This is a genomic window from Gemmatimonadales bacterium (assembly GCA_019637315.1).
Taxonomy (GTDB): domain Bacteria; phylum Gemmatimonadota; class Gemmatimonadetes; order Gemmatimonadales; family GWC2-71-9; genus SHZU01.
In genome coordinates this window covers 19,800-46,144 of record JAHBVU010000008.1, presented here as the reverse complement: position 1 = coordinate 46,144, position 26,345 = coordinate 19,800, and the positions used below count along the sequence as shown (strand labels likewise).

Below are 26,345 nucleotides of genomic sequence, written 5' to 3'. Positions count from 1 at the left end.
AGGGGTGGGCCTCGGGAAGCATACTTCGCCGGAGCCACCGCAGCCAGCTTGAACCAAAGCAGCCCTTTCGAGGATTCGCCAGGCAGTCACTGCGGACCCTCCCCCGTTGTCCAGAGTCGGAGCCTGAATGAGGAAAGCAGTCGGCCGGGGTCGCGTCTGGCGTGTGAGTACGGCTGTGATGGCATTCCACGTTGTCGCGGCTTGCGGTCCGGCAGTGGAGACGGTAGAACGCCGGGACAGTTTGGGGGTCGCGATCGTCGAATCGCATGCTCCGGCATGGGGCGTCGGCCCGTCCTGGCAGCTCGACACGTCTCCTCGTCTGTCGCTGGGCCGAGACGACGGGGAGCCTGCCGAACTGTTCCACCGGCTTGTCGCGACGGTTCGCCAGCCGAATGGCGATGTTGCCGTAATGGATGGGGCTACTCAGGAATTGCGCCTCTTCGATAGTGCCGGGCGGCATCGTTGGACCTTCGGGCGACGGGGGGGCGGCCCCGGTGAGTTTCGGCAGGTTCTCACCTTGCTCAGGTGGCCCGGCGACTCCCTGGCGGTCTTCGATTTCATGGTCGGACGGATCACCGTGGTCTCACCCGATGGCAAGCTCGGACGCATCACGACCGTGCTCGCCGGCGGTCCGGGCGTTCATGGCCTCCAGATCGTTGATGATTCCATTCTGGTTGCCAAGGCAATAATGATGACTGCGCTCTCCGGGTCAGGACACACCCGGATTCCCGCAGCAATTGTGACGACGCCGCTGGCGCGCTTGGACCCTGATACCATCGCGATCGTGCCAGGCGAGGAGACGATGCTTCTCGGCGGTGGAGGCAGCGGTGGAATCCTGTACGGCAAGGACGCCGCTCTTGCGGTCGCAGGGAGTGCGATTGTCGTTGGGACGGCCGAGCGGCTCGAGATCATGTGGTTTGACGGGGCGGGTCGCATTGCGCAGCTTTCAAGGGTTCCCGGTTTCAACCTCTCGATTCCACCTGCGGAGCGAGCTGCCGAGCGGCAGTTTCTCCTTGGCGCCAACCCAACGCCCCAGGTAGTGGCGCGCGTCGATGCCATGCCTGCGCTCACGATGCGGCCGGCGTATCGGTCGCTCATCGGCGATCCGACCGGTGCGGTGTGGGCGGAGCCTCACCGACCCTTCTCGGATCCCGAGGGGCCCCGTCCTTGGCAGGTGTTTGCGCCAACCGGCGAATGGCTTGGCCCGTTCCAGATGCCGCCCCGGTTCCGTGCCTTCGACATCGGTCGGGATTACCTCCTGGGCGTTCAGACTGATTCGATGGGGGTTGAGCGGGTTCGGCTGTTCCAGCTCAACCGGGCCTAGCCGGCTCGGCGGCATCCGGACGGTGGGCCCGTGGCAGACCGAGCCTGTTGTGCCTGGTTCTATGCCCGCCGTCCTGCCGACCGATGCTGGGTCAATGGACCCTGCACCTAGCCGATCCCATCCACTACATCCGATCCGACCACCCGACTAGCTTTCCAAGCTGCCATTTTGGCGTTACTTGCCCTTCATCTTCGGTCAGGTTCAGCACCATGAGCGATTCGACGTCCCTTCTCCAGACCCCGTTGGCCGAGATCCACCGCACTTCCGGCGGCAAGATGGTTCCGTTCGCTGGGTGGGAGATGCCGGTTCAGTACACCTCGGGCATCATGGCCGAGCACCAGGCGGTGCGGACGGCCTGTGGTGTCTTCGACGTATCTCATATGGGTGAGTTCGAGGTCACCGGGCCCGATCGCAATGCGTTCGTCAACCGGGTCACCTGCAACGACGTTTCGGCGCTGGCTACCGGCCAGGTCCAGTACTCGGCGCTGCTCACCAAAGAAGGCACCTTTGTCGACGACTGCACCGTGTACCGTTTCGATGACAAGCTGATGCTGGTCGTCAACGCGGCCAACCGTGCCAAAGCCTGGGAGCACATCGTCGACCTCAAGGGCGGCGCCAACATCCGGCTCCGCGATATCTCTGACGACATCGGCCTGCTTGCTGTGCAGGGCCCGCAGGCCCACGAACTGCTCCAGCCGATTGCGAGCGTGGCGCTCGATGCCATTGGCTACTATCACCACACGACCGGGCGGATCGGCGGGGTCGACTGCTTCATTTCCCGGACCGGCTATACGGGTGAGGACGGCTTCGAGATCTACTGCCGCTGGCGCGACACCGTGGCGCTCTGGGAGGCGGTGGTCAAGGTCGGCGCCAAGCCGATTGGCCTTGGTGCGCGCGACTCGCTGCGGCTCGAGATGGGGTACGCGCTCTATGGGCAGGAAATCGACGATACCATCACGCCACTCGAGGCCGGCTTGGGCTGGATCGTCAAGCTCGACAAGGGCGCGCCGTTCGTCGGCGCCGAGGCGCTCCGGTCGCAGAAGGAGCGTGGCGTGACCCGCCGGATGGTGGGCTTCAAACTGCTGGGTCGCGGCGTGCCTCGCCCGGGCTATCCGGTCTGGATCGATGGCCGCCAGGTCGACCAGGTGCGCAGCGGCACTCAGAGCCCGTCACTCGGTGTGCCGATCGGAACCACCTTCCTTCCGGCGGCGCAGAGTAAGGTTGGGACGCAGTTCGAGGTCGAGTGCCGGGGTGAACGGATCCCGGCCGAGGTGGTCAAGCGCCCCTTCTGGGACAAGGGATCGGTGCGCAAGGCGTGAGATGAGCGGCGTGCGCGCGGTCCGGGTGGCCATTCTCACCGTTTCCGATGCCGGTGTGCGCGGCGAGCGCGCCGATACCTCGGGCGATGCGATTGCCGCGTGGGCGGCCGAGCGCGGCTACCCCGTCGAGGCCCGGGCGCTGGTTGCGGACGAGGTTGCCGAGATCGTTCCCGTGCTGGTGCAATGGGCCGATCAGGCCATGGCCGACCTCATCCTCACCACAGGCGGTACCGGCTTGACGGCGCGTGACGTCACGCCCGAGGCCACGCGCGCCGTGCTCGAGAAGGACGCGCCCGGGATTGCCGAGGCGATTCGGATGACGGCATATCCGAAGACCCCGCGGGCGGTGCTCTCTCGAGGCCTGTCCGGCAGCCGGGCGCGGAGCCTGATCGTCAACCTGCCGGGTAGTACCGGCGGGGTTCGGGATGGTCTCGCGGTGCTGGCGCCGCTGGTCGAACACGTCGTGGACTTGCTGCAGGGAGTGCGGACCGGGCATGGCTGACATCGTTCTCACGCTGGCGGACCTCGAAACCGCCGTTCCGTTGAACGCTGCGTTGGAGCAGGCGGGGTTCACCACCTCGCTCGTCTCGGCGGTCGACGACGGTCGGGCGGCAGTCCGGCGTGAGCAGCCCGAGCTGGTTATCCTCACGGGGGCGGTTCATGAGGGGCCCGCGCTCGAGCTGATCACCTACGCTCGCGACCTCGAGATCTACACCCTCGCGCTGCTCGAGCCGACCGATTCGGAGCGGGGCGAGCGCATCGAGCGCCTCGGCGCGACGCAGGTCGCTCCCAAGCCGGTGCCGATCGTCGAAGCGGTTGCCATGGCGCGGCGGCTAGTCGATCGCCGAAAACTGCAGCAGCGCATCGGCATTATCGGGCAGAGCAGTGCCATCCATGAGGTCCTGGTCAAGATCGAGCAGATGGCGCCCGTCTCGACGACGGTGCTGATCCAGGGCGAATCGGGCACCGGCAAGGAGCTCGTTGCCAAGGGTCTGCACGACCTCTCGCCTCGGCGCGGCAAGCCGTTCATCCCGGTCAACTGCGCGGCGCTCCCGGAAACGTTGCTCGAGTCGGAACTGTTTGGTCACGAGAAGGGTGCATTTACCGGGGCGGCGGAGCGTCGGCTGGGCCGATTCGAGCTGGCTGACGGCGGCACCATCTTTCTGGACGAGATTGGCGAAGTGCCGCAAGCCGTGCAGGTTAAGCTGCTCCGGGTGCTCGAGACCCGATCCTTCTTTCGAGTCGGCGGCACTCAGCCGATCAAAGTGGATGTGCGGGTGGTGGCGGCAACCAACCGGGCACTTCGGGAATCGGTGGCCAGGGGCGAGTTCCGGGAAGACCTGTACTACCGGCTCAGCGTCCTCAACATCGACCTGGCGCCGCTGCGGGATCGGCGGGAAGACATCTCGATCCTGGTGCGCCGCTTCATTCGGGAGTTCTCCAAGCAGCACGACCGGCCCTTCCGGGGTATTACCGCGGAGGCCATGGCCCTGCTGATCCGGGCGCCGTGGCCCGGGAACGTCCGACAACTCCGGAATCTGGTCGAATCGATGGTCGTTTTGGCGCCCGGAACCGAGATCCGGGCGTCGGACATCCCTCCGGAAGTGTTGGAGGGAACCCACACCTTGCTGCCCATGGTCGTCAATTCGGGCGGCCGGCAGCCGTCGAGCCAGGAGCTCGAGTTCATCTTGCGCGGGCTGATGGACCTTCGTTTACAGGTCGAAGAGCTCCGTCGCCGCCTCGATGACCGTCCTGCGAAGGTCCAAGTGATCGAAATTCCAGAGTCGTCCCTCTCGCCTTTGCACGAGATCGTGCCAGACGTTGCACCCCCCGATGTGCTCTATCGCTCTGGCATGACTATGGCTGAAGTTGAAAAGGCGACAATAGGCGCCGCACTCCGAGAGTCTCACGGAAACCGTCGCCAGGCGGCTGCAAAGCTTGGCATTGGTGAGCGAACGCTCTACCGTAAGATCAAGGAGTACGGACTCGACTGACGGGCCAGGTGTAAAAAAATAAGGCACTGGAACTTGACTTTGATCCGATCAATGTTGATCGTTCTTGCGTCACCCCCAGAGCTATTCAGGGCGTAGCGTGCATTTCGTCATCGATGACGAGGCCTGCGTCGGCTGTCTGGCGTGCGTCCGGGTGTGTCCGAGCAACGCGATTGCGGTCGCACCGGACGGCTCGTGGGTACGCGTCATTGACGAGGCCTGCGTGCACTGCGGGCTGTGTGTCCCGGAGTGTCCTCATGGCGCGGTCGATGTCACCGGTGAGCTGGGGCACGCCGTCGCGATAGCTGCGGAGGGAACGGGCGCGCTGATCCTCGACACCGAGTGCGCCGCGCACTTTTACCCGGCGGTGCCGGAGCAGGTCGTCAACGCCTGCTATGCGGCGGGGTTCCGGCTCGTGTCGCGCGGCGTGATCGGTGACGAGCTGGTGGCGATGGAGTATCTCCGGCTCTGGCAGAGTGAGACCTGGGGTACACTGATCCGGTCGACCGACCCGGTGGTCGTGGCCACGGTGCGGTCGGAGTTCCCCGAGCTGGTGCCGTACCTCGCGCCGGTGGTGTCGCCGGTCGTCGCCGAGGCTCGCTACCTGCGTTCGATGCAGCCGGAGGAGATCAAGATCGTCTATGCCGGTCTGACGCCGATGGCGGGGGTCTCGGATGTCGATGCGGCGATCACCTTCGCGGAGTTGGACGAGCTCTTCCGGGCCCGCGGGGTCCATGTGCAGGCTCAGCCGACGGTCTTTACCCGAGTGCCGCAGGAACGGCGTCGTTATCTGAGCGTCGCGGGCGGGTTGCCGGTTACTATGCTCGAGGATGCCAAGCACTCGAGCCGGCGGTTTCAGAAGGTGCGCGGGTTGTCGGCGCTCAAGGCCATCTCGCGGGCCGTCACGGTCGATCGGATCGATCTTGGTTTTGTCGATGTGCTCTCGTATGAGGGAGCGCTCGACCACCCGCTGTCGGGACCGCGCGACCAGTTGTACTGGCGGCGGGCCGTGGTCCAGAACACCGAGCCGCCGCGGAGTCGGGTGCCGGTGGTCGAGGCGGGGGTCGTGGCCAGTGTCGGGGCGGTCTTCGACATCCGTCCGCGGACCAACGCGGGTGCCGAGCCTGAGCAGGTCGAGCAGGTCCTGGAGGCCATCGGGCTCGGACCGAACGGGCGGCCCTGGGACTGTCGGGCCTGCGGCTACGACACCTGCCGCGCGTTTGCGGAGGCTGCGGCGCTGGGGCGGGCCTCACTCAAGCAGTGCGGGCCGTACCAGGAGCGACAGGCCGAAGAGGCGCATCGGGCGGCGGCGACGGATCTGCTGACCGGGTTGGCGACGTTCCGGGTTCTCCGGGATCGGCTGACGCACGAAGTCGAGCGCAGCAAGCGCAGCGGCGATCGCTTTACGGTGCTGTTTCTTGACCTTGACCGGCTCAAGCAGGTCAACGACCAGTTTGGGCATGAAGCGGGCAACGAGGTCTTGAAGGAAGTGGCGCTCGAGATTCGGGCCGCGGTCCGCGCCTCGGACCTGGCAGCGCGGTACGGGGGCGACGAGTTCGTCGTCATTCTGACTCGGACCGACCTGGTCGGTGCGGAGCGGGTGGCGGAAGCGCTTCGGCGCGGCGTGGAAACGGTGGGGCAGCGGATGGGGTTCCCGGTGACCGTGAGCATCGGCATCGCGGAGTACGATCCGGATCGGCCCAGCGGCGGCGATCTGCTGGTCAACGCAGATCGGGCGCTGTACCGCGCCAAGGCGGCGGGACGCAACACGGTGGTTTAACGGTGACAACCGAAGGACGGACAGAGTGACGGGACCCAATCCACTGCGCCAGGACATCGGCTCGGCCAAGCCGGTCGAGAGCATGCCGGACCCGTGGGGCGTGCGGCGGGCGGAGAACCTGCTCACCACCCTCGAGGGTGTCCTCTCGGCGCGGGTGGTGACCACCCCGTTGGGCGAGGTCAGCGAGATCCACGTGCTGGCGCAGTCCGGGTTGCAGCCGAAACAGTTGGTACGCAACATCGAGTCGGCCCTGCTGGCGCAGCTCGGTCTCAAGGTCGATCATCGCAAGATCAGCATTGCGCAGACCGCCGAAGTGCGTCCGATGGAAACCATCGAGCGGGCCTCGGTGCGGGAGCGTGCGATGCAGCGCGGGGTGCTCTTCGAGGACCTCGTCGTGCGTGGCAGCGACCGTCCGCTGCGGGTCGTGGTGCAGGTGTCGCTGTCGATTGCCGGTCGGCAGGAGGCCGCTGACGAAGAGACGACGGACACGCCTCGCGGCCGGGTCGAAGGCGCGGCGCGGGCGACCGTGTCGGTGCTGCAGCGGTTGCTCGAAAAGCACAGCCTGATGGTCGAGAATGTTCAGGTCGTCGAGGCGGCCGATCGGAGTGTGGTGTTCGTGGCGTTGCAGGGCATGGGAGGCCGGGATGGCGTGCTGCTCACTGGCACCGCCGAGATCCGGCAGAGCCCGGAGCGGGCCGCCGTGTTTGCGGTTCTGGACGCGACCAATCGTTGGGTGGACGCGCGGCGTCCGGCCTGATCGAGGTGTAGGACTCGACCTGCAGATGCAGGTGAGTGGGTGGTTGACTCCATGCGAGTGAAAGGAATGTAGGGAGGGGGGCCCGGTCTTCGAGGAAGTGTGAGCGGAGCCGAGCGGACAACTGAGCGGAGCGTTAGGTGGGCTATAGCGAGGCCTGCCGTCCCGAGGGACTGTGATTGACCCGGAGGGGAGGTGATAACGCTCATGATCAGCTGGCTCGCGGCCGTAGCTGGCGGTGCAGTGGACTTCTTAGTCTCGCTGCTCTTCGCTGAAGGCGTCGACTGGAGGTAGTTGATCGCGGCCCCTCTACCCGTAATCATGATGCGTTTGACCAAGGTGCACGTTTTCGTCGCGGCGACCGTCGCAGTAGCGATGATCGGACTCGGTCTCGCATGGCCCACAGCCGGGGCGTTCCCGGGCGTGTGGGGCATAAGCGTGTTATTGCTGGTCGCGTTTCTCCTTCAAGTCAGTGCTACAATCAGTCGGGGTGGCGGGGCCGACGGATCCCTCTCCTTCGTTGTCCACCTTGCTGCAGGTCTGCTCTTTGGCCCGTTTTGGGGTGCTTTGACCGCTGGCGCTTCGACGTTATTGAGTCAGGTCCTGCTCAAACGTGAACCGATCAAGGCAAGCTTCAACATTGCGCAGCGTTCGATTGCGGTACTAGCAGCGATGTCAGTCTTTGATGCCTTAGGGGGGGTCGTCCCTCCTCCCATGCTGCTGCCTGGGGTAGGGGTCGAGACAGGTGAGGTGGTGTTAACAGTCCTTGCATTCCTGGCCGCCGCGACGGTCTACTTCATCGCCAATTCTGTCCTGGTTGCAGCTGCGGTTGCGCTGTCGAGCGGGAAATCCTTCGGTGAGGTATGGGCAACTAGTCATTTGTGGGTGTTCGGTTATGACGTTGGCGCCAGCGCAATTGCACTGTTTGTCGCCTGGTTGTATCTGAAGTTTGACGGCCCATCCGTTCTGTCTCGTGTCGGATTCCTGCTATTCATTATTCCGCTGATCGTTGCGAAGCACGTCTATGCCAAGCTCAATGCGGTAAAAGGTCTCTACGACGAGCTGGAGCAGGCTCACGAACGGCTCGAATTGGCGTTGCGTGAGCAGCTTGAAATGATGGTTAAGTCGATCGAAGCTAGGGATCCATACACGTCAGGTCATTCGCGTCGGGTTGCGGCCTTGTCGAAGGCGATAGCCCAGGACCTCGGCATTACGGGGGATGATCTTGTTGAGGTTGAGACCGCAGCGCTTCTCCATGACGTAGGGAAGATTCACGAGGAGTTTGCCCCGCTCATCCAAAAGGAAGGTCGGTTGACCCAGGAGGAGTGGGAAATAATGAAGACGCATGCGGCAAAGAGTGCAGAGTTGGTCGGTTTGTTCTCGCGATTTCAGGGGAACGTCCAGAACTGCGTTCGGTCGCACCATGAACGATGGGACGGCAAGGGATATCCGGATGGCAAGTCGGGGGAGGAAATTCCGCTTGGTGCACGCGTTATCATGATCTCGGATACGATCGATGCTATGACGACGGACCGCCCCTACCGAAATGCACTTTCGTTCGAAAAGGTCATTGCGGAACTTCAGAAATATCGCGGAAGTCAGTTCGACCCGATGGTTGTGGATGGCGCTATCAATTCTGTCACAGTTCGGCGGCTGGTCTCGGACAAGGAGTTCCTTGCCGAACACACAGTCCCAAGGCATGTCCCTGCGAAATCACCACGCCCGGCGCTGCGATCGCAGTCTAGCTTTCTTGAGGCTCTCCGAGCTAGCGCGACCCCAAACTGATACCTGCAGGTCAGTGCGTACGCAAACGCGCTACTTCTAGTCCAATCTGGCGAACTGCTTCTTGAGTTGGCGAGGGAATCTGACGTTCGAGGGCACGCGCTTCTCGATCCAGAACATCGATTGGGACCGGTCGAAACGTTTCGGGTGTTCGTCGCAGGGCCTGTGTTAGCTCGTAGCGATCGAGTGCGTCCAACTGCTCTCGCTGGTGCCAGGCAGAGGTTGCGATCCGAGTGAGTTCCAAACGTTCCTCGTCTGAGGACGCAACAATCGTTGCCCATCGTAAGAAGATTCCAGTCAGGCCTCGGGTCAACGGGATGCCATGCTGTTCGATGGTGGCCTTGCGCGCCAACGCCGATGCTTTTCGTTTGTGCCCGCAAAGCCACAGTACGTCTGCTTGATGAAGCATCCATATCTGGTGGATCCAGCCTTGGTCGAATTTGCAGATCCGTTCGCTTGAGATGCTCAGGTGCTTTAGTGCCTCTTCGTGCCGTCCCAGAGTTGCGAGCGAGAAAGAAGCGCTGTAGGCGGACATCTCTTGGGTCGGCGCATCTGCGCGGCTGCCTGCGTCTCCCGCATGGCGGATGGCCTCATCGAAGCGGCCCAGTCGTAGGCATGCCAGTGCCGCGTTTCCGGATGCGAGAGAGGTTAGGTTATGGTTGTCGATTCGTCGTCCAAGGCGAATCGCCTCGACCAGGTGATCGTACGCAGTGTGGTAGTCACCCCTAGCGATCCGGAAGACGCTCAGGCCTATCTCGAGGCGTACCGCAACGGTATTTACCGCTCCAATCTCGTCAAGAATCTGACGCGCTTGAGTGGCTGCATGCTCGCCCTCATCAAGCTTTCGTCGGTAGAAAGCAAGGTTGGCTCTCGCCATCAGGACTCGGGCACAGTCGCTTGGAGACGGCGGGTCAGGGATGTTCCTCAGACGCGACTCGACGTACTGTACAAGGGTCTCATCTCGAAGGCCGCCAGCCATAAACGCGCCCAGCGCTATTGCGCGTCCCGCGCTGGCTGGTTCAGTGCATCCGATCTGTAGCAACTCGTCGATGTGCTGGCGTTGTTCGGCCTCGGAGAGCCGACCTAAGTGCCAGTTCGCCTCGATTGCGAACACACGGAATACCGATGCGGCGGGTGTTTGGCTGTGGTCGACAGCGATGCGAAGACCATCCTCCCAGCGGGAGGTTTCGTAGAGAGCTTCAACGAGAAGCTCGGGGATGCGGTCACGAGAGCCGTCGCTATTGCTCAGCACGTCTCGCGGGAAACTCTCGAGTGCAAGGATGACATCGTCCGGAGCACCTCGGAGCAGTGCGTCCTCAGCGCCACCAATCAAGTACTCTACGGCCTCCTGCCCGCGACGCGATCGGATCAGATGCCACGCAATCTCGAGATGCTGGTCTCGGCGTCCGTTGCCCGTGCTGGCAATCAGGTGGTCGGCGATCAGGCTGTGAAGCTGGACTCGTAGCGGGGCAGGGATGGCTCCGTACACGTGGGCCCGCACCAGTTCGTTCATGAACTCCGTGCCGCTGCCGACATCACGTAGGATCCGTCGATCCGTCAACGCGGCGAGGCTTTCCATCGTCTGACTCAAGGTCAGGTCAAGACTCGAATAGACCGCCAGATCGCCCAGGTTCGGGCCAAGCACAGCAGCCAGGAAGAGGCACTGGCGCATGCTTGGCGTCAGGTCGTTCATCAGGCGGGCCACCAGTTCGCGGAACGGATCGGCCCCGCCGGACTTGGAGGACTGATAGGCCGTCGTGAAAGCCCGGAGCGCCAGGCCCATGCATCCGGGGCCGCTGATGACCCAGTCATGCGCGAACAGCTCGAGCGCCATCGGATAGCCGCGTGATGCCGCAACCAGCGCCCGCTTCTCGGTCGAACTGGGCGCCGGGTGATCGGGCGGAAGGATTGCGTCCAGGAGGTCGAGGCAATCCTCGCGTGGCATCGGGTCCAGTGCAATCCGCGCTCCGACCAGGCTCGACAGGTCGGCCTCGGCGGCCTGATACTCGGTCCCGACATCGGCTCGCAATGTGGCCACGAGCATGAAGCGTCGGTCGTCGATCCGCCGCGTGATCAGGTGCAACACGGCGCGGCTGACCTCGTCCGCATAAATCCAGTCGTCGACGACGAGCAGGACCGGTCGTTCGGACAGCAAGGCTCGAAGGAGGTCGACGACGGCCTCGGCAAAGAGCAGCCGAACCGACTCGCCTTCGACGCTCTGCGGCTCCGGCAGCCGCGCAAAGAGCTCCCGCACCTGCGGAATGATCCGGGCCAGTTCGGCCAGAGCGGATGGCGCAGCTGACGACACACCCGGTCGATCGAGGAGCCCCAGAACGATGCTGCTCACCGCAGCATACGGGATTCGCTGCTCGACGTGGTAGCACTGCACCCGGGATACAGACGCCCCCTCGAGCCCAGCGGCCGTCACGAGGCGTTGAGCCAGGGTCGTCTTACCCACGCCGCTGTCGCCGGTGATCAGCAAGTGCTTGGCCTGATAGTGATGGACCCCCTCCCAGACCTCATAGAGGTGCTGGTACTCATGGCGACGCCCTACGAACGAGGTGCGGCGCCACTGTTCGGCCGGGACGGCGGGCGTAGGCTTTGCTCGGCTCGGCTGCCAGCCCCGCTTGCGAAGCTGAGCTGCCATGCCGTCGACCATCCGGGACGGTTGCGCACCAAGCTCGTCGAGCAGCCGGTCCTTCCACTCGTCGAAGATCCGCAGCGCCGAGACGCGGTCGCCCACCAGCGCAAACGCCTCCATCTGAGCCCGGATCCCTTCTTCCGCCAGATGGTCGAGCGACAGGATCCGCTCGGCCCACATCATGATCTCGTCGTGCGAACTCCGCCTGCGGCCGTGATCGATCAGGGCGAGCAGCCCGGCGTGCACAGCCGGCATTCTTCGGACATGCTCTCGTTCTTTCCAGAACATGAACTCCGGCGCATCGTCGATGTCGAAGCCGCGGAGAAAGCCGTCGACATCGAGCAACGGCTCACCGTCGGCACCGATGATTTGGCCTGACTCCAGGTAGTCGAGGTCGAACGTGAGGCCCGTCGGCACGAACCTGAGCCCGGCACGGGTATGGATCAGCGAATCCTTGCCGAGAATGCTGCGCAGCAAGGAAACGGCGGTTGCGCAGGAATGCCGGCCGCGGTCCCGCGGCGCATGCGGCCAGAAGACATCGACGAGACGATCGCGCGAGTGAGGCCGGTTGCGCTCGACGGCAAGATAGACGAGGAGGGCCAGGTGCTTCTTGACCCGGATGCGCACGGCCTTGCCGTCCGGCGCCCTCAGCTCCGGAATGCCAAGGCATTTGAGGTAATACGAGGTTGGGCGCATCTGCCCTGGCTTGAAGGGTTGCCGATGATGCTATCGCCCGATCAAGTGGAGTTCAATAGCAGAATCAATCGCAGATGGTTGAGAGTTGAGCGTTTGTAATCCTGTGATCTGGTCGGACTGAATGGCTAAGCTGTTGTGGGGATTCGTCTTACCTTGGTGGCGAGGGGTCAGGGTGTGGGGGAGTTGGCGCTGGGGTTTGGCCTCCGTTGAGGCAATTGCCTGGTCTTGTCTTCAGCCTCTGCAAATCCTTCGGGTCGAGGCCCGCCGCCGCAATGGCCTACCGCCCGTGGCCTAACTCATCTAAAATTCACAACATGCAGCGCAAATGGCGCTGCGAGAACCCAAGCCAGAAGCCCTGCCTGACGAGGCTCCTGGCCGAGTCCCCGCGACCACCAAGACTGGTGCGGGGAGCGGCGGGATCCTACGAGGGGAAGGGCTCGGAGCTCAAAAAAGAGTGACAGTCCCACACAACCGGTCGCGCCGCCTGGCGCCGCCGACCCCGCAGGGTACGCCGTACACGGCACCCCACGCCGCCCTCCTGATCGACTTCGACAACGTGACCATGGGGATCCGCTCCGACCTGACCAAGGAGCTGAAGACCCTCCTCAACAGCGAGATCATCCGAGGCAAGGTTACCGTCCAGCGCGCCTACGCCGATTGGCGCCGCTACTCCCAGTACGTCATGCCGCTCACGGAGCGGTCGATCGACATGATCTGGGCCACCGCCGTCGGCGCGACGAAAAAGAACGCCACCGATATCCGGTTGGCGATCGACGCGATCGAGCTCGTGTTCACACGCCCCGAGATCGGCACCTTCATCGTACTCTCGGGCGACAGCGATTTCTCGTCGCTGGTGCTCAAGCTCAAGGAGTACGGCAAGTATGTGATCGGGATCGGCATCCGCGAGTCGGCCAGCGACCTGCTGATCCAGAACTGCGACGAGTACTACTCGTACAGCGAGCTCGCCGGTCTGCATCGAGAGGTCGACGCGCCAAACGTGCAGCGCGACCCGTGGGAACTGGTGCGCGAAGCGGTGGCGCAGATGGTCCGCCAGGACGACGTGCTCCGCTCCGATCGGCTCAAGCAGGTGATGCAGCAGCTCGATCCCAACTTCGACGAGCGGAACGCCGGCTTCAGCCGGTTCAGCAAGTTCGTCACCGAAGCGGCCACGCGTGGCCTGATTACGGTGAACAAGCTGGAGAACGGCCAGTATGAGGTCGGTCTGGGCGAGGGGCGCGCCGCCGCTCCGGTTGCGGAGCCAGCGGCCGAGCGAGAAGGTGAGCGCCGCGGCCGCGGCCGGGGACGCGGTCGGGACCGCGATCGACGCGACCAAGGCCAGGACAAGGACAAGGAGAAGGATAAGGAGCGAGGTAGACGAAGCGAGCCGCAGCCGACGGCCCAGCAGGCTAACGGGCGGAAGCCTTCGGCGGCTCCCGATGCACCGGTTGGCCCGCCCGACGGCCAGTTGTCCCTCGGTGCAGCGTTCCACCTGCTCACCAAGGCGCTCGGTGAGTTGCCGACGCCGGCCCAGCACGACCTGGTGCGCGCCCGGATGGCAGCGCTCCACGGGCGCGAGGACCCGCTGTTGGAGCAGGAGCGATTCATCCGCTTCCTGCGCCAGGCCAATGACGCGGAGTTCGCTGAGGTGAAGCGCTCGGGCGACGACGCCTTCGAGGTTTCCCTGACGCGCTCAGGTCGTGCCCGGCTTGGCTCGGCCACGTCTCCGGCATCTGCCACTGTTCCTGCAGCACCGCCTGCAGCCGAGTCGGCCGGACAGAAGCCGACCGGGGAGCGGCCGGCCGCCGATCCGTCCGCGAGCGAGGACGGGGCCGGCGTGCGAACATCGATGGTTCGGTTCCGCCGCGGCTCACGCATGCCGGTCCGTCCGCCTGCGATTTCGCTGATCGGTGCGGTGGAGAGCGAAGCCGACGCGGCATCGGCGACCCCGGCTGCCGCCCCCCTGGTTGACACGCCCGCTGAGCCAGCTGCGGAGCCGGCAGTAGCGGCGGGAACAAAGAAGGCGCCTGCCAAGCGTGGTGGCCGCGGTCGCACGGCCAAAGCAGCCAAGTCTGCCAAATCAGCCAATCCATCGAAGTCGGCAGGTACGGCCAAGGCGGACGTCGCGGCGAAGGCGGCCAGCCCGGCGCCAACACCTGCGGACCAGGCAGCTCCTGATGCCAAGCCGGCAGCGAAGTCTCGGCCTCGTCGCAGCCGCGGACGAACGGCCAAGAAGCCCGGCTGACAGCCATCGTTTTATCGTCGAGGCCGGGGGCTTCCCGGTCTCGACGCGTTCGCCCACCGCCGTCAGGTCGCGCCAAGGTTGAGCATCCCGCTCCCCGACAGCTTCTTCATTCGAGATGCCGCCCTGGTGGCTCGCGAGCTCCTGGGCGCCGAACTCGTGACGGAAGTTGACCGCCACGTCGTTCGCGCCGTCATTACCGAGACCGAGGCCTACCTCGGCCTGGACGATCCCGCCTCACACGCATACCGCGGACGCCGCCACGCCGGGAACGAAGGGATCTACTCACCTCCCGGCCATTGGTACGTCTATCGGAGCTACGGAATTCATTGGTGCGCCAACCTGGTGACGGGAGCGCCGGCGAGCGGAGCGGCGGTGCTGCTGCGCTCGGTGCGAATCGTCGAGGGGCTCGAGGGCGCCTCACGACGCCGGGGCGCGGTTGCTGCAAGGCAGCTGAGCAACGGCCCCGGCAAGCTCTGTCAGGCGCTCGGCATCGATCGCACGCTCGATGGCCAGTTGATGCGTACGTCTGGTGCCCGGATCTACCCGGCCCGCACGCTGGTGACGGAGGTGCAGGTGACGCCCCGAATCGGGATTACCCGCGCCGCGGACTGGCCCCTTCGGTTCGTGGCGGGGCGGGGTGCCTAACGCAAACGGGGCGGCCATGGAGGCCGCCCCGTTCGATACCCTTCAGTCGCAGGCTCAGTAACCGCCGCCCTTGATGCCCTCTTTCGCATTACCAAGCGAAATCCGGATCCCACCGGTGACCGAGTGGCCAGAGCCGCGGAGCAACTTGCCCGCGGCCGGCGCGCTGTGGAGCTGATACTGGCCGAAGATGACCAGCCGATCCAACTGGGTCTGGACGCCGAGCACCGCGGCGAGGAAGCCGCTGGTCGATCGTTCGTCCGCGTCGGCCTTGGTTACGGCGGCATGCTGCGGCGACGTGAAGAAGCCCAGTGGCTGCGGGTCGACGACCTGAACCAGGCCAAAGCCGAGACCGACATACGGCTGGGTGTTGCCCTGCACCGGGAAGGCCGTCAGGACCGCCGAGTATTTCCGGATCCGGTCAAAGGACACCTCGCGGACCCCGTTGTTGGCCACCGCCTGGCCAAAGCCGGATGTCTCCGACTCGCCGAGCGCTTCGTCGACTGAAAGGATCAGCCCGGACCGCTTGGCCACGATCAGCAGGTGCCCGCCCACGGAGGGCGACCACGAGCGGGTCTGGATCGGGGTTTCGAAGCCGAGCACCCCGCCCTGGCCACCGATATACCACCTGAATGAGTCGTCGCGCTGTGCCGAAGCCGGCGCCGACAGGACGAGCAGGCCCGCGAAGGCCGCACCAAGGACTTGAACAGGACGCATCAACGGCCTCCCTGCCTCTTTGCGATAGGGTATGAGACATCGGGAGTCTGTGGCAAAGGCCGTGCTCAGGCCATTCACTGCACTCCTTAGCGGCGAGGTGTCAATTCTTGAACAGTTGACGCTGGAGGTTTCTGTGTCGTATGATATTGTTTTTAAAGGAGATACAGCGTTTGTTTCTGGTTGTGCAGGAGTGTAGTGCTTTTGGTGGGCTTCCGGGAGGCTGCACCGGGATTCTGCGGACGGACCGGCTTTTTCGAGGGTTCGTGGGGAACGCGAGAGGGCCTCTCGCGTTCCGCCATGGGTGGCTCAGATCAGGTTGAGCCGCTTGCCGACCTTGGAAAAGGCCCTGAGAGCCTCGTCCAGGTCCTCCTGGGTATGGGCGGCCGAAATCTGGCAGCGGACCCGGGCCGTTCCCTGGGGGACCACCGGGTAGCCGAACCCGGTTACGAAGACGCCCTCATCGAGGAGCAACTCGCTCATCCGGATCGCGGCCGCTGTCTCTCCGATGATGACGGGGATGATCGGGGTCTCGCCGTCGAGCGGCTCGAAGCCAAGGTCCTGGAGCGCGCTCCGGAAGTAGCGGGAGTTGTCCTGCAGGCGGGTGGCCAGCTCTGGGTGGGCCTCGAGGTGCTCGATCGCAGCGAGGCCGGCCGCCGCAACCGGGGCCGGCAACGCGTTGGTGAAGAGCTGCGGTCGGGCCCGCTGGATCAGGTAGTCGGTCACCTCATGAGACCCGGCCACGAATCCGCCCGCACCGCCCGAGAGCGCCTTGCCCAGCGTGGTAGTGATGATGTCGACCTCACCGACCAGGCCGAAATGCTCGGCGGTACCGCGACCGGTTTTGCCCAGAACGCCGGTCGAGTGACTGTCGTCCATCACTACGATCGCGCCGTGCTTGCGGCAGACGGTGAGCAGGTCCGGGAGGTTGACGATGCTGCCTTCCATCGAGAAGACACCGTCGGTCACCACCATCTTGACCTTGCGATCCTTGGCTGCCGATAGCTTGGCATCGAGGTCGGCCATGTCGTTGTGATTGTACACCCCGGTCTGGCACTTGGTGATCGCTTTGGCGAGCCGGAGCCCGTCGATGATCGACGCATGGTTGAGCTGGTCGCTCAGGACCAGGTCGTCTTCGGTCAGCAAGGTGCCGGGAAAGGCCTCGTTCGCGTTCCAGCAGCTCATGAACGAGAGCGACGACGGCGTGCCTACCAGGCGAGCGAGCGCAGTCTCGAGCTCGCGGTGGATGGTCAGCGTGCCGCAAATGAAACGGACCGAGGCGGAGCCGGCGCCGAACTTGTCGAACGCGGCCTTGCCTGCTTCAACCACTGCGGGCTCGTTGCAGAGTCCGAGATAGTTGTTCGACGAGAGAATGATGACCTCGCCTCGGCCTTCCATGACGACCCGGGCGGCCTGAGGGCTGTCCAGGTAGTTGAGCCGCTTGTAGATGCCGTCTCGGCGGAACTGCTCGAGCTGGGCACCGAGTCGTTGATCCAGCAGGTTGGTCATGAGGCAATCTCCAAGATCACTTTGCCGGCCTGACCCTCTTTGATGACGGCAATGGCGTCGGCAATCTGTTCGAGCGGGAAGCGATGGGTAATCACGGGTCGCGGGTCGAACTGGCCGCTGCGGATCAGGCGCGCCATGGTATTCCAGGTACCGTACATCTTGCGACCCGTCACACCGTAGACCGTCAGCCCCCGGAAGATGATCTCGTGCGCAAAGTCGACTTCGGTGCTCTTGCTTGGCGTGCCAAGGATGTTGACCCGGCCGCCGAGGCGGGCCGAGCGGAAGGCTTGGGCATGACCGGCCGGGTGGCCGCTCATCTCGCAGACGAGATCGACGCCGATGCCGCCGGTTGCTTCGAGGATTCTGGCATCGACATCGTCGCGGCCGGGATTGAGCGTCAGGTGGGCGCCCATTCGCTTGGCCAGGTCGAGCCGGACGTCATTGAAGTCGCTCGCGATCACGAGCGACGCGCCGGCGGCGCGGGCCACTCCCGCGGCAAAGCATCCGATTGGTCCGCATCCAATGACCAGCACGGTTGCTCCGGGCACCTCGACTCCCTCGAAGACGGTGTGGACGCCGTTGCCGACCGCATCCATGCTGGCGCCGGTCTCGACCGGGATGCCATCGAGGGGGACGATGTTGCTCGCCGGCATGCTGATGTAGTCTGCAAAGGCGCCATCCCGATCGACCCCGATGATCTTGGTTGCCTTGCAGAGATGGCCTGCACCGGTGCGGCACTGGAGGCAAACGCCGCAGACGATATGACCCTCGGCGGTCACGAGCTGTCCTACCGAGAAGATCCCGGCTTTGGCGGCCTCGTCGCCGATAGCGGCAATCTCGCCCGCGAACTCGTGGCCGATGGTGACGGGCGGGTGCATCCGGCTACTGGCCCAGCGATCCCATTCCCAGATATGGAGGTCGGTGCCGCAGACACCGGCGGCGTGGACTTTGATGAGAACGTCGGAAGGGCCGTAGGAGGGAATCGGTACGTCTTCGAGGGTCATACCGACCCCTCGAGTTGTTTTGACGATGGCGCGCATGGAGCTCGTAGGAGAAAACCGCGGTCAAGATAGTCGCGATGCGAGACCGGGGTAAGACGCGCCGCGGGGCGGAGCCGGTTTTCCGGTCCGCCCCGCAGGGAGCTTCAGCTTCAGTCGTCGTCGCCGTCGGGGCCGATTGGCCTCGATCGCCATGATTCATCGTAGACCCGACGACGAAGCATGATGACGTCGACCCGGGAGGCACCGTCCAACCGCCCTTCCGTGCGCGACGCCGAGGGATGCCAGGCGATGGCGACCGGATGGATCGAGTAGGACTGCGAGGTGAACATAGCTGCCTCCTGGCTGGGCTCGCGGAGCCGTTCTAACCAAGGAGACGTGTTCGACCGCTGGTGTGACACACCGGGTCGACAACAGGGGTCAGCGGATCGAGGTCAGGCTGGTTGCCGGGGGTACCGGGGGGCCGCTCAACAGGAGGCCGCGGAGCCCCTGACCGGAGGTTTTGGTCACGGGATCGCCGGCGGGAACGATGCGCTGCCAGTCGGGGTAGTGGCTCAGATACCCTTCCGGGGCGATGTCGGCGTCGGAACTGACCAGGGCGTGCAGGCCATCGGGCGCCGTCCGCTGTTGCGCCTGCAGGATCAGCGTGCGCTGCTGCTCTCGGGGCAAGGGCGCCACGGCGGCCGCGTCCATCACGACCAAGTGGAACGGGCCGGTCACATCGGCCGGGAGCCAGCCGCCGCCCAGCTTCAGGACATAGACGCAGCACTGCCCGCTCAGGGATTCCGAGGCCAGTTTCCCCTCGATGCGATCCGCGGCGCTGGTGTCGCCGACGAGGCACTTGATCTCGGTGTCGTGAGCCGCCAGCAGGTAGGCAGCGTGCTCGGCGCCACCGCCAACAACCAGGATCCGGTCGCCCGGTTCGAGGCGAGGCAGCACCTGCGAGACCGGATCGGTGGTGCGGATGCCCCAGCGAGTCGGGCTCCGCTGGGCTTCTCGGAGCGGCAGAATCTTGGAGCGCCACTTCCGGAAGGTCGGGAGGTTGAGCCGCTTGATGATCTGCTGGTCGACCGTTTCCTGCATCAGCATCTCGGTCAGCACGAACTGGTCGTCGGCGCCACCCTGGAGTTCCCGCGCGGCCACATCGCCCAGACGCAACAGGTCCTCGCGGGTCAGCGAGTCCTTGTAATCCTCGATCCGTTGCATGAGATAGGCGCGATACTGCTGCTCCAAAGACGGCAGAGAACGGATCCGCTTCGGAGGGGACTGCGTCTGGGCTTCAAGTTGCGTAGCAGTCAGCACGGTAGTGAGGAGTCCGGCCTCGCAATATAGCAACGCGGCGCCAACGCATGCGAGAGGGGAGCTTGGGTAGCGCGCTGTTCCCTCGCCGGAGGGTCTCGGTGGTCCCGAACAGAGTCCGAAGCCGGCGGGGGCTCAGTCGATCCGCAGCACCACGCCCTTGAGATACCCCGTCTCGGGAACAGTGACGATCTCGGGGTGATCGACCGGCTGGGGCAGGTGGTCCAGCATGGTAACCCGGCGCCCGCTGTCGGCCGCCGCGTCACCGACCATGGTCAGGAAGTCCGGCCAGCGGACATGAAAGGAGCAGGATGCGGATATCAGCGTGCCCCCCGGTCGGACCAGCCGCATCGCATGCAGGTTGATGTCTTTGTAGCCGCGCAGGGCCTTGGGAATCGACGCCTTCGATTTGGCGAAGGCGGGGGGGTCGACCACGACAACGTCGAAGCGCTCTCGGGCTCGGTCCATTTCACGCAGCGCGTCGAAGACATCCGCTTCGCGCCACTCGAGATTGCCAAAGCCGTTCAACTCAGCGTTGCGTCGCCCCCGCGCCAGCGCTTCGCCACTCACGTCGAGGGCAACCACCCGGCTCGCTCGGCGGGCAAGGTGCAGCGCGAAGGATCCGTGATAGCTGAAGCAATCGAGGCCGGTGCCGCCATCGGGCATCGCGGCCGCGGCCCGCATCCGATTGCTCCGCTGATCGAGGAATGCCCCGGTTTTCTGACCGGTTCGAAGCGGGACCAGGTAACCAATCGGCCCTTCGCGGACCTCAACCTCTTCGGGCACCTCGCCCGCGGCAACCTCGATCTCTTCGGCCAGTCCCTCGTGTCGCCGGACGGGGGCGTCGTTACGGAGCAGAATGCCAGCTGGGTTGAGGACTCGGTCGATCGCGGTCAGGATGTCCGCGCGGCAGGTTTCGAGGCCGGCGCTCAGCAGCTGGGCGGCGATCCAACGGTCGTAGCGGTCGATGATCAAGGACGGGAGGCCGTCACCCTCGCCGTGGACGACGCGGTAAGCCGTAGCATCGATACCGCTTCGCCGCTGGTGCGCATCGCGGATGCGGGCGGTCCACCAGTCAGCGTCGATCGTCGCATCGGCGCGGCGGTCGAGCAGGCGCAGGCGAATCTCCGATCGGGGAGAGTAGAGCGCAATGCCGAGCCGCTTGCCGCGCTGATCGGAGACGACGACGATGCCGGGAGGGCCTTCTTCCCGGATCACATCGCTGGCAAAGATCCAGGGATGCTGGCGGGCCCAGCGAAGCGCGCCGCGCTGGCTGACGCGAATTTCGTTCGACATCGGTCGAAATCTAGCGGGGTTGCCCGGGGCGTGATCCGGGCCCGGTGAGTCACCGACCGCCAGGACCAGCAGACAGTCGCGACACGGTGCGGGCAGAAACGGCTACCGAGCGACCGATGATCATCGGTCGCCCGGCAGGTGACTCAAGTGGTCAGGGGAAGCGGGCGCACGGCAGGGATGCCGCACGAATCGCATGGCCGCCGGTCTCCGAGTCGTCGGCCCAGAAGACCGGCTTCTGCCCGGCCACGCAGGCGGCCTGCGCCGCGATGCCGAACCCTTCGTTGTTCAGGTTCGGCATGGTGCTCGGCCGCTCGAAGCGGTGCGTCACCACGAAGCGACCGAGCGAGGCCGATCCCGCCTGGCCGTCGATCTCGAGTGTCGCGGTGCGACCCTGGCAGCCGTCGTCGCAGACGGCCCAGAGGTAGCCCAGTTCGCGGTCGAAGCTCAGGTCCATCACCCCGACGAAGCCGCTGACGATGGTCGCGACGCGGGTAAACCCGCCGGTGGCGTGATCGAGCGCGTAGGCGTAGATCCCGCCGTTGGCCTCGATCCCGACAAAGAAGAGTCCGGTGCCGTGATTGGGGTAGTCGGCCGGGTTGTAAGTGCGGCCGGCGGCTTCGTCGAAGAAACCGCGGTTGACCAGGAACGAGTCCGGAACCCAGGTAATGGCTTCGAGCCCCAGATTGGGTCCCACAGCCGGCAGATCGGCAGTCAGGTCCCAGGCGTGCGTAGCTGTCAGGGTGGCGCCGGCCTGTTGGGCATCGAAACGGAGGATCGTGTTCCGGCTCACCGAACTGGTCTGGTTGTTCCGCTCGGTTGCAATGTAGAGCCCGTCTGCCGAGCCGGCTGCGCCGATGGTGATGCCCTCGGCGTCGGGATCGCCGGTGCCGTCGGGGTAGCGGACTGCTTTGCCTGCACCCCAGCCGTTGGTGGAGTCGGGCCTCCAGATCGTGCCGTTCCAGACCAGCCGGAAGATGGCGCCCGGACCATTGCGTGCCGCCCAGAGAACGGGACCGCTGGTGGTCGACTCGTAGACCAGCCCGCTCAGATTTCCGTTGAACGTGTTGGGGCTGTCAGCGACCGTCACGGTGTTTGATCCGGGCCACGGATTGGCGGTTGGGCCGGAGCTGGCGCCGCAGACGTTGGCTGAGCCTTTCGTCGACGCGGTGGTTGCCGCGAATGCGCCGGTGCCGTCCGGGCAGCGACCGTAGGTGACCGGCGCGTGGGTGGTCCAGCTGTACGAATCGACCAGTGCTCCGCTTGGTGAGAAGAGGCGCACCGCGTCGGCACCGCCCAGGCCGTAGTTGAGGGCGGCTTCCTCGATTATGAGAAACGCGCCTGGCGCAAGGGTGGTTCCCGCCGGGATCGTGTAGGTGTGGCTGTCGTCGTTGTCGCGGACGATGTAGCCCGACAGGTCTGCAACCCTTGGACCTGCGTTGATCAGCTCGACCCAGTCGCCCGGAGTGCCGCCGCTGGATTCGATCTCGTTGATACGCACGGCGATGCTGCAGTCGTTGGCTGCGCCCTTGGTGGAACTCGTCGTGGTGGTGAACTCGCCGGTGCCGTTGGGGCAGCGGCCGTAGGTGGTGGCCGCATGTGCGGTCCACACATAGGACGTGATCAGTACCTCGAATGGGTTGTACAGTCGGACCGCATCGGAGGCCCCCAGACCGAAGCCGAGCAGTGCCTCTTCGACGATGTAGTATCCGCCGGCTGCAACGATCGTGTTGGCGGGAATCACGGCTCGGCGGGTATCGTCGTTGTCGCGAACGATCCAGCCCGAGAGGTCGATCGCGGCGCCGGTCGGGTTGAAGAGTTCGATCCAGTCGCCCGGAGTGCCGCCGTTCGATTCGACTTCGTTGATCACGATGGCCGGGGGTGTCGAGACCGTAACGGTTCGCTGGCCCGATTTGCCGGCTGAGCTTGCCACGATGTTGGCCGTACCGGGCGCTACACCCGTCACCATGCCGGTCGCACTCACGCTGGCGATTGTGGGCGCCGACGAGGACCAGGTCACGCCGTCGAGCGGATAGGGATTCCCTTTCTGGTCGACGCCGCTTGCGCTGGCGCTGGCCGTCTCGCCGAGGGCGAGGGAGGACACGGGCAGCGTGACGCCGATGGTCGCGAGGGACGGGGGCGGCGGTGGCGGATCGGTTGGGATCAGGTCCTGGCAGGCGGCGACGCTGATGGTCGCCAGGGCCAGGACGGCGTGACGCGCGAAGCGAACACGGTGGTGAGCGTTCACAGGCAAGCTCCGGTTGGTGAGAGTTCGATGGGCTTCCGCCGCGGGCAACGACCCAGGTCGGATGCGGGAGGAAGCTTGCCTTGACGCGCGACGGCCGATTGACGGGACGGTCACAGGACGGTATCCGCCGGGTCGTGACGAGAATTCACGGTGATGTGGCGCGGTCGAGTCCGTTGGGATATTCTCCGGGCACACTCTCCGTCACGTCACACTGAGGAATGGCGCATGCGACGTCGTTGCGCAGCGGTACTGTTTTCGGTTGCGGTTCTCGGCTGTTCCTCCGCCAAGCCTGCCCCGGACCAGCTCACGGCGGATCCGCTGGCCCGAGTCATTGCCCGCGGCGACTCGTTGGCGTTGCCCGGTACCTGGGAGGCGCCTCCGGGCGATCCGCTGGTGCATCACACCTCCGGCTTTGCCAAGACGCTTTGCTCGGCCGTGTTCATCACGGGCTTGGATCCGGCCGACGCCGCTGAAACGGTCGGCTACTTCACGGGCCCCAAGGCCGAGCGGGTTCACGTTGTCGATACGGTGGTCGATCGCGCCAGCCAGACGGTGCGGCTCCGGCTGGCCTCCGGCGTGACCCGGGTGGCCAAGCGATACGGGAGTCAGGGCTGTATCACCCATTCGCTTGGTGCGGACTCGATCGAGTTCACGCCATCGGTGGTGCGGCCTAACCTGCCCGATGCAGCCACGACGCCGTGGCCGATGGGTGATCGCATCGTCTCCGCCCCCTGGCCGGCCGAGCTCGATTCTGCCAAGGTAGCAGCCGCGCTCGAGGCGGGGTTCGGCCCCCCCGATGCCATGACCCTGGCGTTTCTGGTGACGCACAAGGGCCGCATCATTGCCGAGCGTTACGCGGCCGGGATTGGCCCGACGACGCCGCTCGAGAGCTGGTCGATGGGCAAGAGCCTGACCGGCAGCCTGATTGCGGTGCTGATTCAGCAGGGCGTGTATCGACTCGATCAGCCCGCCCCGATTCCGGAGTGGCAGGGTGAGGGTGATGCGCGCAAGGAAATTCGGATCGTCGACATCATGCGGATGTCGAGTGGCATCCGCCTTCGTGCGCCGCAGGATCCCGGGTACGATCCGTCGCTCGGGTACCCCGACCATCTCTATCTCTATACCGGACCTGACGCCTTTGCCTGGGCTTCGAGCCGACCGCAGCAGTGGAAGCCGAACACGGTCGGACGGTACCGCAATACGGATCCCGCGCTGGCTGGCTATCTGGTCCGTCTGGCGGTCGAGGGGCGCGGCGAGAACTATCACGCCTTTCCGCAGCGACAGCTCTTCGACAAGATCGGTATTCGCAACGCCGTGATGGAAACCGACCCGAAGGGGAACTTCCTGACGCAGGGCTACGAGCTCGTCGCAGCGCGCGACTGGGCCCGGCTGGCGAACTTGTATCTCCAGGATGGCGTCTGGAACGGCGAGCGGATTCTTCCCGAGGGCTACGCTGCGCACGTGCGCACTGTTGCCCCGGCCTGGGAGGCCGATGGCCGACCGGTGTACGGCGGCGGTTTCTTTTGGGTCAACGGCGACGGTGCGCAGCCGCTGCCCAGAGACGCCTATTCGATGCAGGGCGCGGGAGGGCAGTACGCCTACATCGTGCCTTCGCACGATCTGGTGATCGTGCGCCTGGGTAAGTACAAAGGAGCCCGCGAGGGAAGCCAGGCTCTGGGTCGCGCCATGACGATGCTGATGGAAGCGGTGCCGGTCAGCGGTCCAGCGCCAGCACCGCGTTGAACAGGACGTTGGCCCCGCGCGTCACATCCTCCGCGCGGGTGAACTCCCGGGGCGAATGGCTGATCCCGCCCACGCTCGGCACGAAAATCATTCCCATCGGAGCGATGCGGGCCAGTTCCTGCGCATCGTGCCCGGCACCGCTCGGCATCCGCTGACGGCTCAGGCCCAGTCGCGCGGCGCTGGCCTCGATCGTGTTCATCACATCAGGGTCGGCGAGGGCGGGATTGCTGTTGACGGTCTCCTGGAACGAAAACGTGGTCCCGGTCGCCTGCCCGATCTCTCGGCCCAGGCGTTCGAAGGTCCGGGTGAATCGAGTCAGCTTGTCGGGGTCGAGATCGCGCAGATCGACGGTCAGGGTGACCCGGCCGGGAACCACGTTCGTCATGTTCGGGTTCGGCACCAGGCGGCCGACGGTCGCGACCTGACGCCCTGGCTCGCTGCGCACAGCCTGGTTGACCGCCACCGTGAACTGAGCCGCGGCCAGCATGGCATCCTGGCGCCGATCCATCGGGGTGGTGCCCGCGTGGTTGGCAAATCCCTCGATCGTCACCTCGAACCATCGCAAGCCGACGATGCCCTGAACGACGCCGATCGACAGCCCTGCCTGCTCGAGCAGACCGCCCTGTTCGATGTGCAGTTCCAGGTAGCAGCGGGCGCTGCCTTTGGGGCGGACCTCGTCGTCGAGCCGCGCCAGGTTGCCGCCGATCAGACCGATGCCCTCACGAATGCTTCGGCCGGAGCGCGCCACGCTGTCGAGGTCGACATTCGCCCGATCGCCAATGGCCAGCTTACTGCCGATCACGCCGCCCTCCTCGTTGGCCCAGATCGCGACCTCGAGCGGGTGCCGGAGCCGGATGGCCTGTTCCCGCAGCGAGCGGGCGATCTCGATACCGGCAAACGAGCCGACCGGACCATCGAAGTTGCCGCCGTCGGTGACCGAATCGATGTGCGAGCCGATCACGATGGGGGGCAGCGACGGATCGGCGCCAGGGACCCGGGCCAGGATGTTTCCGGCGGCGTCGATGCGAGGCGCAAGCTCTGCCTCGCGAAGCAGACTCAGGGCAAACTGGCGGCCAGCGAGATCCGCTTCGGAGTAGGCAACGCGATTGATGCCGCCGGCAGTCCGGCCGACGCTGTCGAATCGCTCGAGCCAGCCGTTGAGCCGGGCGCCGTTGACGTGCCGTGGCTCCTGCCTGGGCCGGAACCGGAGGAGGGGCGCGGCTGCCAGTGCCGAAGCGGATCGAATGAAGTGACGTCGCTTCATGGGGACCGGACCGTTGGGAGGTGGTGTCGGGCTGACGCTGGAAAGTGCCGCAGCGGCCTCCGGGATGCCAGGTGCCGGCGCCGCACGGTGCCAGGTCGAGCGCGCA

19 protein-coding genes are annotated in these 26,345 nt (G+C 65.1%); 10 read left to right on the top strand and 9 right to left on the bottom strand.

The genetic code is table 11. The features are described 5' to 3' along the window. The first annotated feature begins 127 nt into the window (after window positions 1-127). From KF785_09190 to KF785_09160, 7 genes are all read left to right on the top strand, one after another. Window positions 128-1,324, top strand: a complete 1,197-nt coding sequence (locus tag KF785_09190) for a hypothetical protein (protein ID MBX3146937.1) — start codon at window positions 128-130, stop codon at window positions 1,322-1,324. A gap of 209 nt (window positions 1,325-1,533) precedes the next feature. Next, the gene (gene gcvT, locus KF785_09185; GenBank protein ID MBX3146936.1) at window positions 1,534-2,643 is read left to right on the top strand and encodes a glycine cleavage system aminomethyltransferase GcvT; all 1,110 of its coding nucleotides are present in this window, start codon (window positions 1,534-1,536) and stop codon (window positions 2,641-2,643) included. A 1-nt stretch (window position 2,644) separates the two neighbouring features. Further along, window positions 2,645-3,145, top strand: a complete 501-nt coding sequence (locus tag KF785_09180) for a MogA/MoaB family molybdenum cofactor biosynthesis protein (protein ID MBX3146935.1) — start codon at window positions 2,645-2,647, stop codon at window positions 3,143-3,145. Next, window positions 3,138-4,637: a sigma-54-dependent Fis family transcriptional regulator gene (locus KF785_09175; protein ID MBX3146934.1), complete on the top strand. Its 1,500-nt coding sequence runs from the start codon at window positions 3,138-3,140 to the stop codon at window positions 4,635-4,637. The genes KF785_09180 and KF785_09175 overlap by 8 nt, the downstream gene beginning before the upstream one ends. A 97-nt stretch (window positions 4,638-4,734) precedes the next feature. Next, window positions 4,735-6,414, top strand: a complete 1,680-nt coding sequence (locus KF785_09170) for a diguanylate cyclase (GenBank protein ID MBX3146933.1) — start codon at window positions 4,735-4,737, stop codon at window positions 6,412-6,414. A 25-nt stretch (window positions 6,415-6,439) separates the two neighbouring features. Next, the gene (locus KF785_09165) at window positions 6,440-7,171 is read left to right on the top strand and encodes a hypothetical protein (protein MBX3146932.1); all 732 of its coding nucleotides are present in this window, start codon (window positions 6,440-6,442) and stop codon (window positions 7,169-7,171) included. A 318-nt stretch (window positions 7,172-7,489) separates the two neighbouring features. Continuing rightward, window positions 7,490-8,953 (top strand): HD-GYP domain-containing protein, encoded by a 1,464-nt coding sequence (locus KF785_09160; protein ID MBX3146931.1) that lies wholly within the window; start codon window positions 7,490-7,492, stop codon window positions 8,951-8,953. A 10-nt stretch (window positions 8,954-8,963) separates the two neighbouring features. Here the strand turns inward: KF785_09160 and KF785_09155 are convergent, their stop codons facing one another. After that, window positions 8,964-12,287, bottom strand: coding sequence for an AAA family ATPase (locus KF785_09155; protein ID MBX3146930.1), 3,324 nt, complete (start codon window positions 12,285-12,287; stop codon window positions 8,964-8,966). Window positions 12,288-12,741: 454 nt separating this feature from the next. Between KF785_09155 and KF785_09150 the strand changes: the two genes are divergently transcribed. Continuing rightward, the gene (locus KF785_09150; protein ID MBX3146929.1) at window positions 12,742-14,529 is read left to right on the top strand and encodes an NYN domain-containing protein; all 1,788 of its coding nucleotides are present in this window, start codon (window positions 12,742-12,744) and stop codon (window positions 14,527-14,529) included. A 78-nt stretch (window positions 14,530-14,607) separates the two neighbouring features. Continuing rightward, window positions 14,608-15,174, top strand: a complete 567-nt coding sequence (locus tag KF785_09145; GenBank protein MBX3146928.1) for a DNA-3-methyladenine glycosylase — start codon at window positions 14,608-14,610, stop codon at window positions 15,172-15,174. Window positions 15,175-15,228: 54 nt separating this feature from the next. On the opposite strand, the gene KF785_09140 is transcribed toward KF785_09145, so the two are convergent. From KF785_09140 to KF785_09110, 7 genes are all read right to left on the bottom strand, one after another. Further along, window positions 15,229-15,888: a hypothetical protein gene (locus KF785_09140; protein MBX3146927.1), complete on the bottom strand. Its 660-nt coding sequence runs from the start codon at window positions 15,886-15,888 to the stop codon at window positions 15,229-15,231. A gap of 306 nt (window positions 15,889-16,194) precedes the next feature. After that, window positions 16,195-17,394 carry a glycine C-acetyltransferase gene (locus KF785_09135; protein ID MBX3146926.1) on the bottom strand — a complete coding sequence of 400 codons (1,200 nt, stop codon included), beginning with the start codon at window positions 17,392-17,394 and terminating at the stop codon, window positions 16,195-16,197. Further along, window positions 17,391-18,434, bottom strand: a complete 1,044-nt coding sequence (gene tdh / locus KF785_09130; protein ID MBX3146925.1) for an L-threonine 3-dehydrogenase — start codon at window positions 18,432-18,434, stop codon at window positions 17,391-17,393. The genes KF785_09135 and tdh overlap by 4 nt, the downstream gene beginning before the upstream one ends. A gap of 110 nt (window positions 18,435-18,544) precedes the next feature. Continuing rightward, a complete protein-coding gene (locus KF785_09125) occupies window positions 18,545-18,724 on the bottom strand; it encodes a hypothetical protein (protein MBX3146924.1) in 180 nt (59 codons plus the stop codon). An 88-nt stretch (window positions 18,725-18,812) separates the two neighbouring features. Then, entirely contained in the window at window positions 18,813-19,598 is a 786-nt protein-coding gene (locus KF785_09120) for a hypothetical protein (protein ID MBX3146923.1), read from the bottom strand. A 228-nt stretch (window positions 19,599-19,826) separates the two neighbouring features. Next, a complete protein-coding gene (locus KF785_09115) occupies window positions 19,827-20,987 on the bottom strand; it encodes a class I SAM-dependent rRNA methyltransferase (protein MBX3146922.1) in 1,161 nt (386 codons plus the stop codon). A gap of 151 nt (window positions 20,988-21,138) precedes the next feature. Continuing rightward, the gene (locus KF785_09110; protein MBX3146921.1) at window positions 21,139-23,232 is read right to left on the bottom strand and encodes a lamin tail domain-containing protein; all 2,094 of its coding nucleotides are present in this window, start codon (window positions 23,230-23,232) and stop codon (window positions 21,139-21,141) included. 225 nt (window positions 23,233-23,457) lie between these two features. Here KF785_09110 and KF785_09105 point away from each other — a divergent pair, with 225 nt between their 5' ends. Beyond that, window positions 23,458-24,975, top strand: coding sequence for a serine hydrolase (locus tag KF785_09105; GenBank protein MBX3146920.1), 1,518 nt, complete (start codon window positions 23,458-23,460; stop codon window positions 24,973-24,975). On the opposite strand, the gene KF785_09100 is transcribed toward KF785_09105, so the two are convergent. Next, a complete protein-coding gene (locus KF785_09100; GenBank protein ID MBX3146919.1) occupies window positions 24,947-26,239 on the bottom strand; it encodes a Zn-dependent hydrolase in 1,293 nt (430 codons plus the stop codon). The genes KF785_09105 and KF785_09100 overlap by 29 nt on opposite strands. Window positions 26,240-26,345 lie beyond the last annotated feature (106 nt).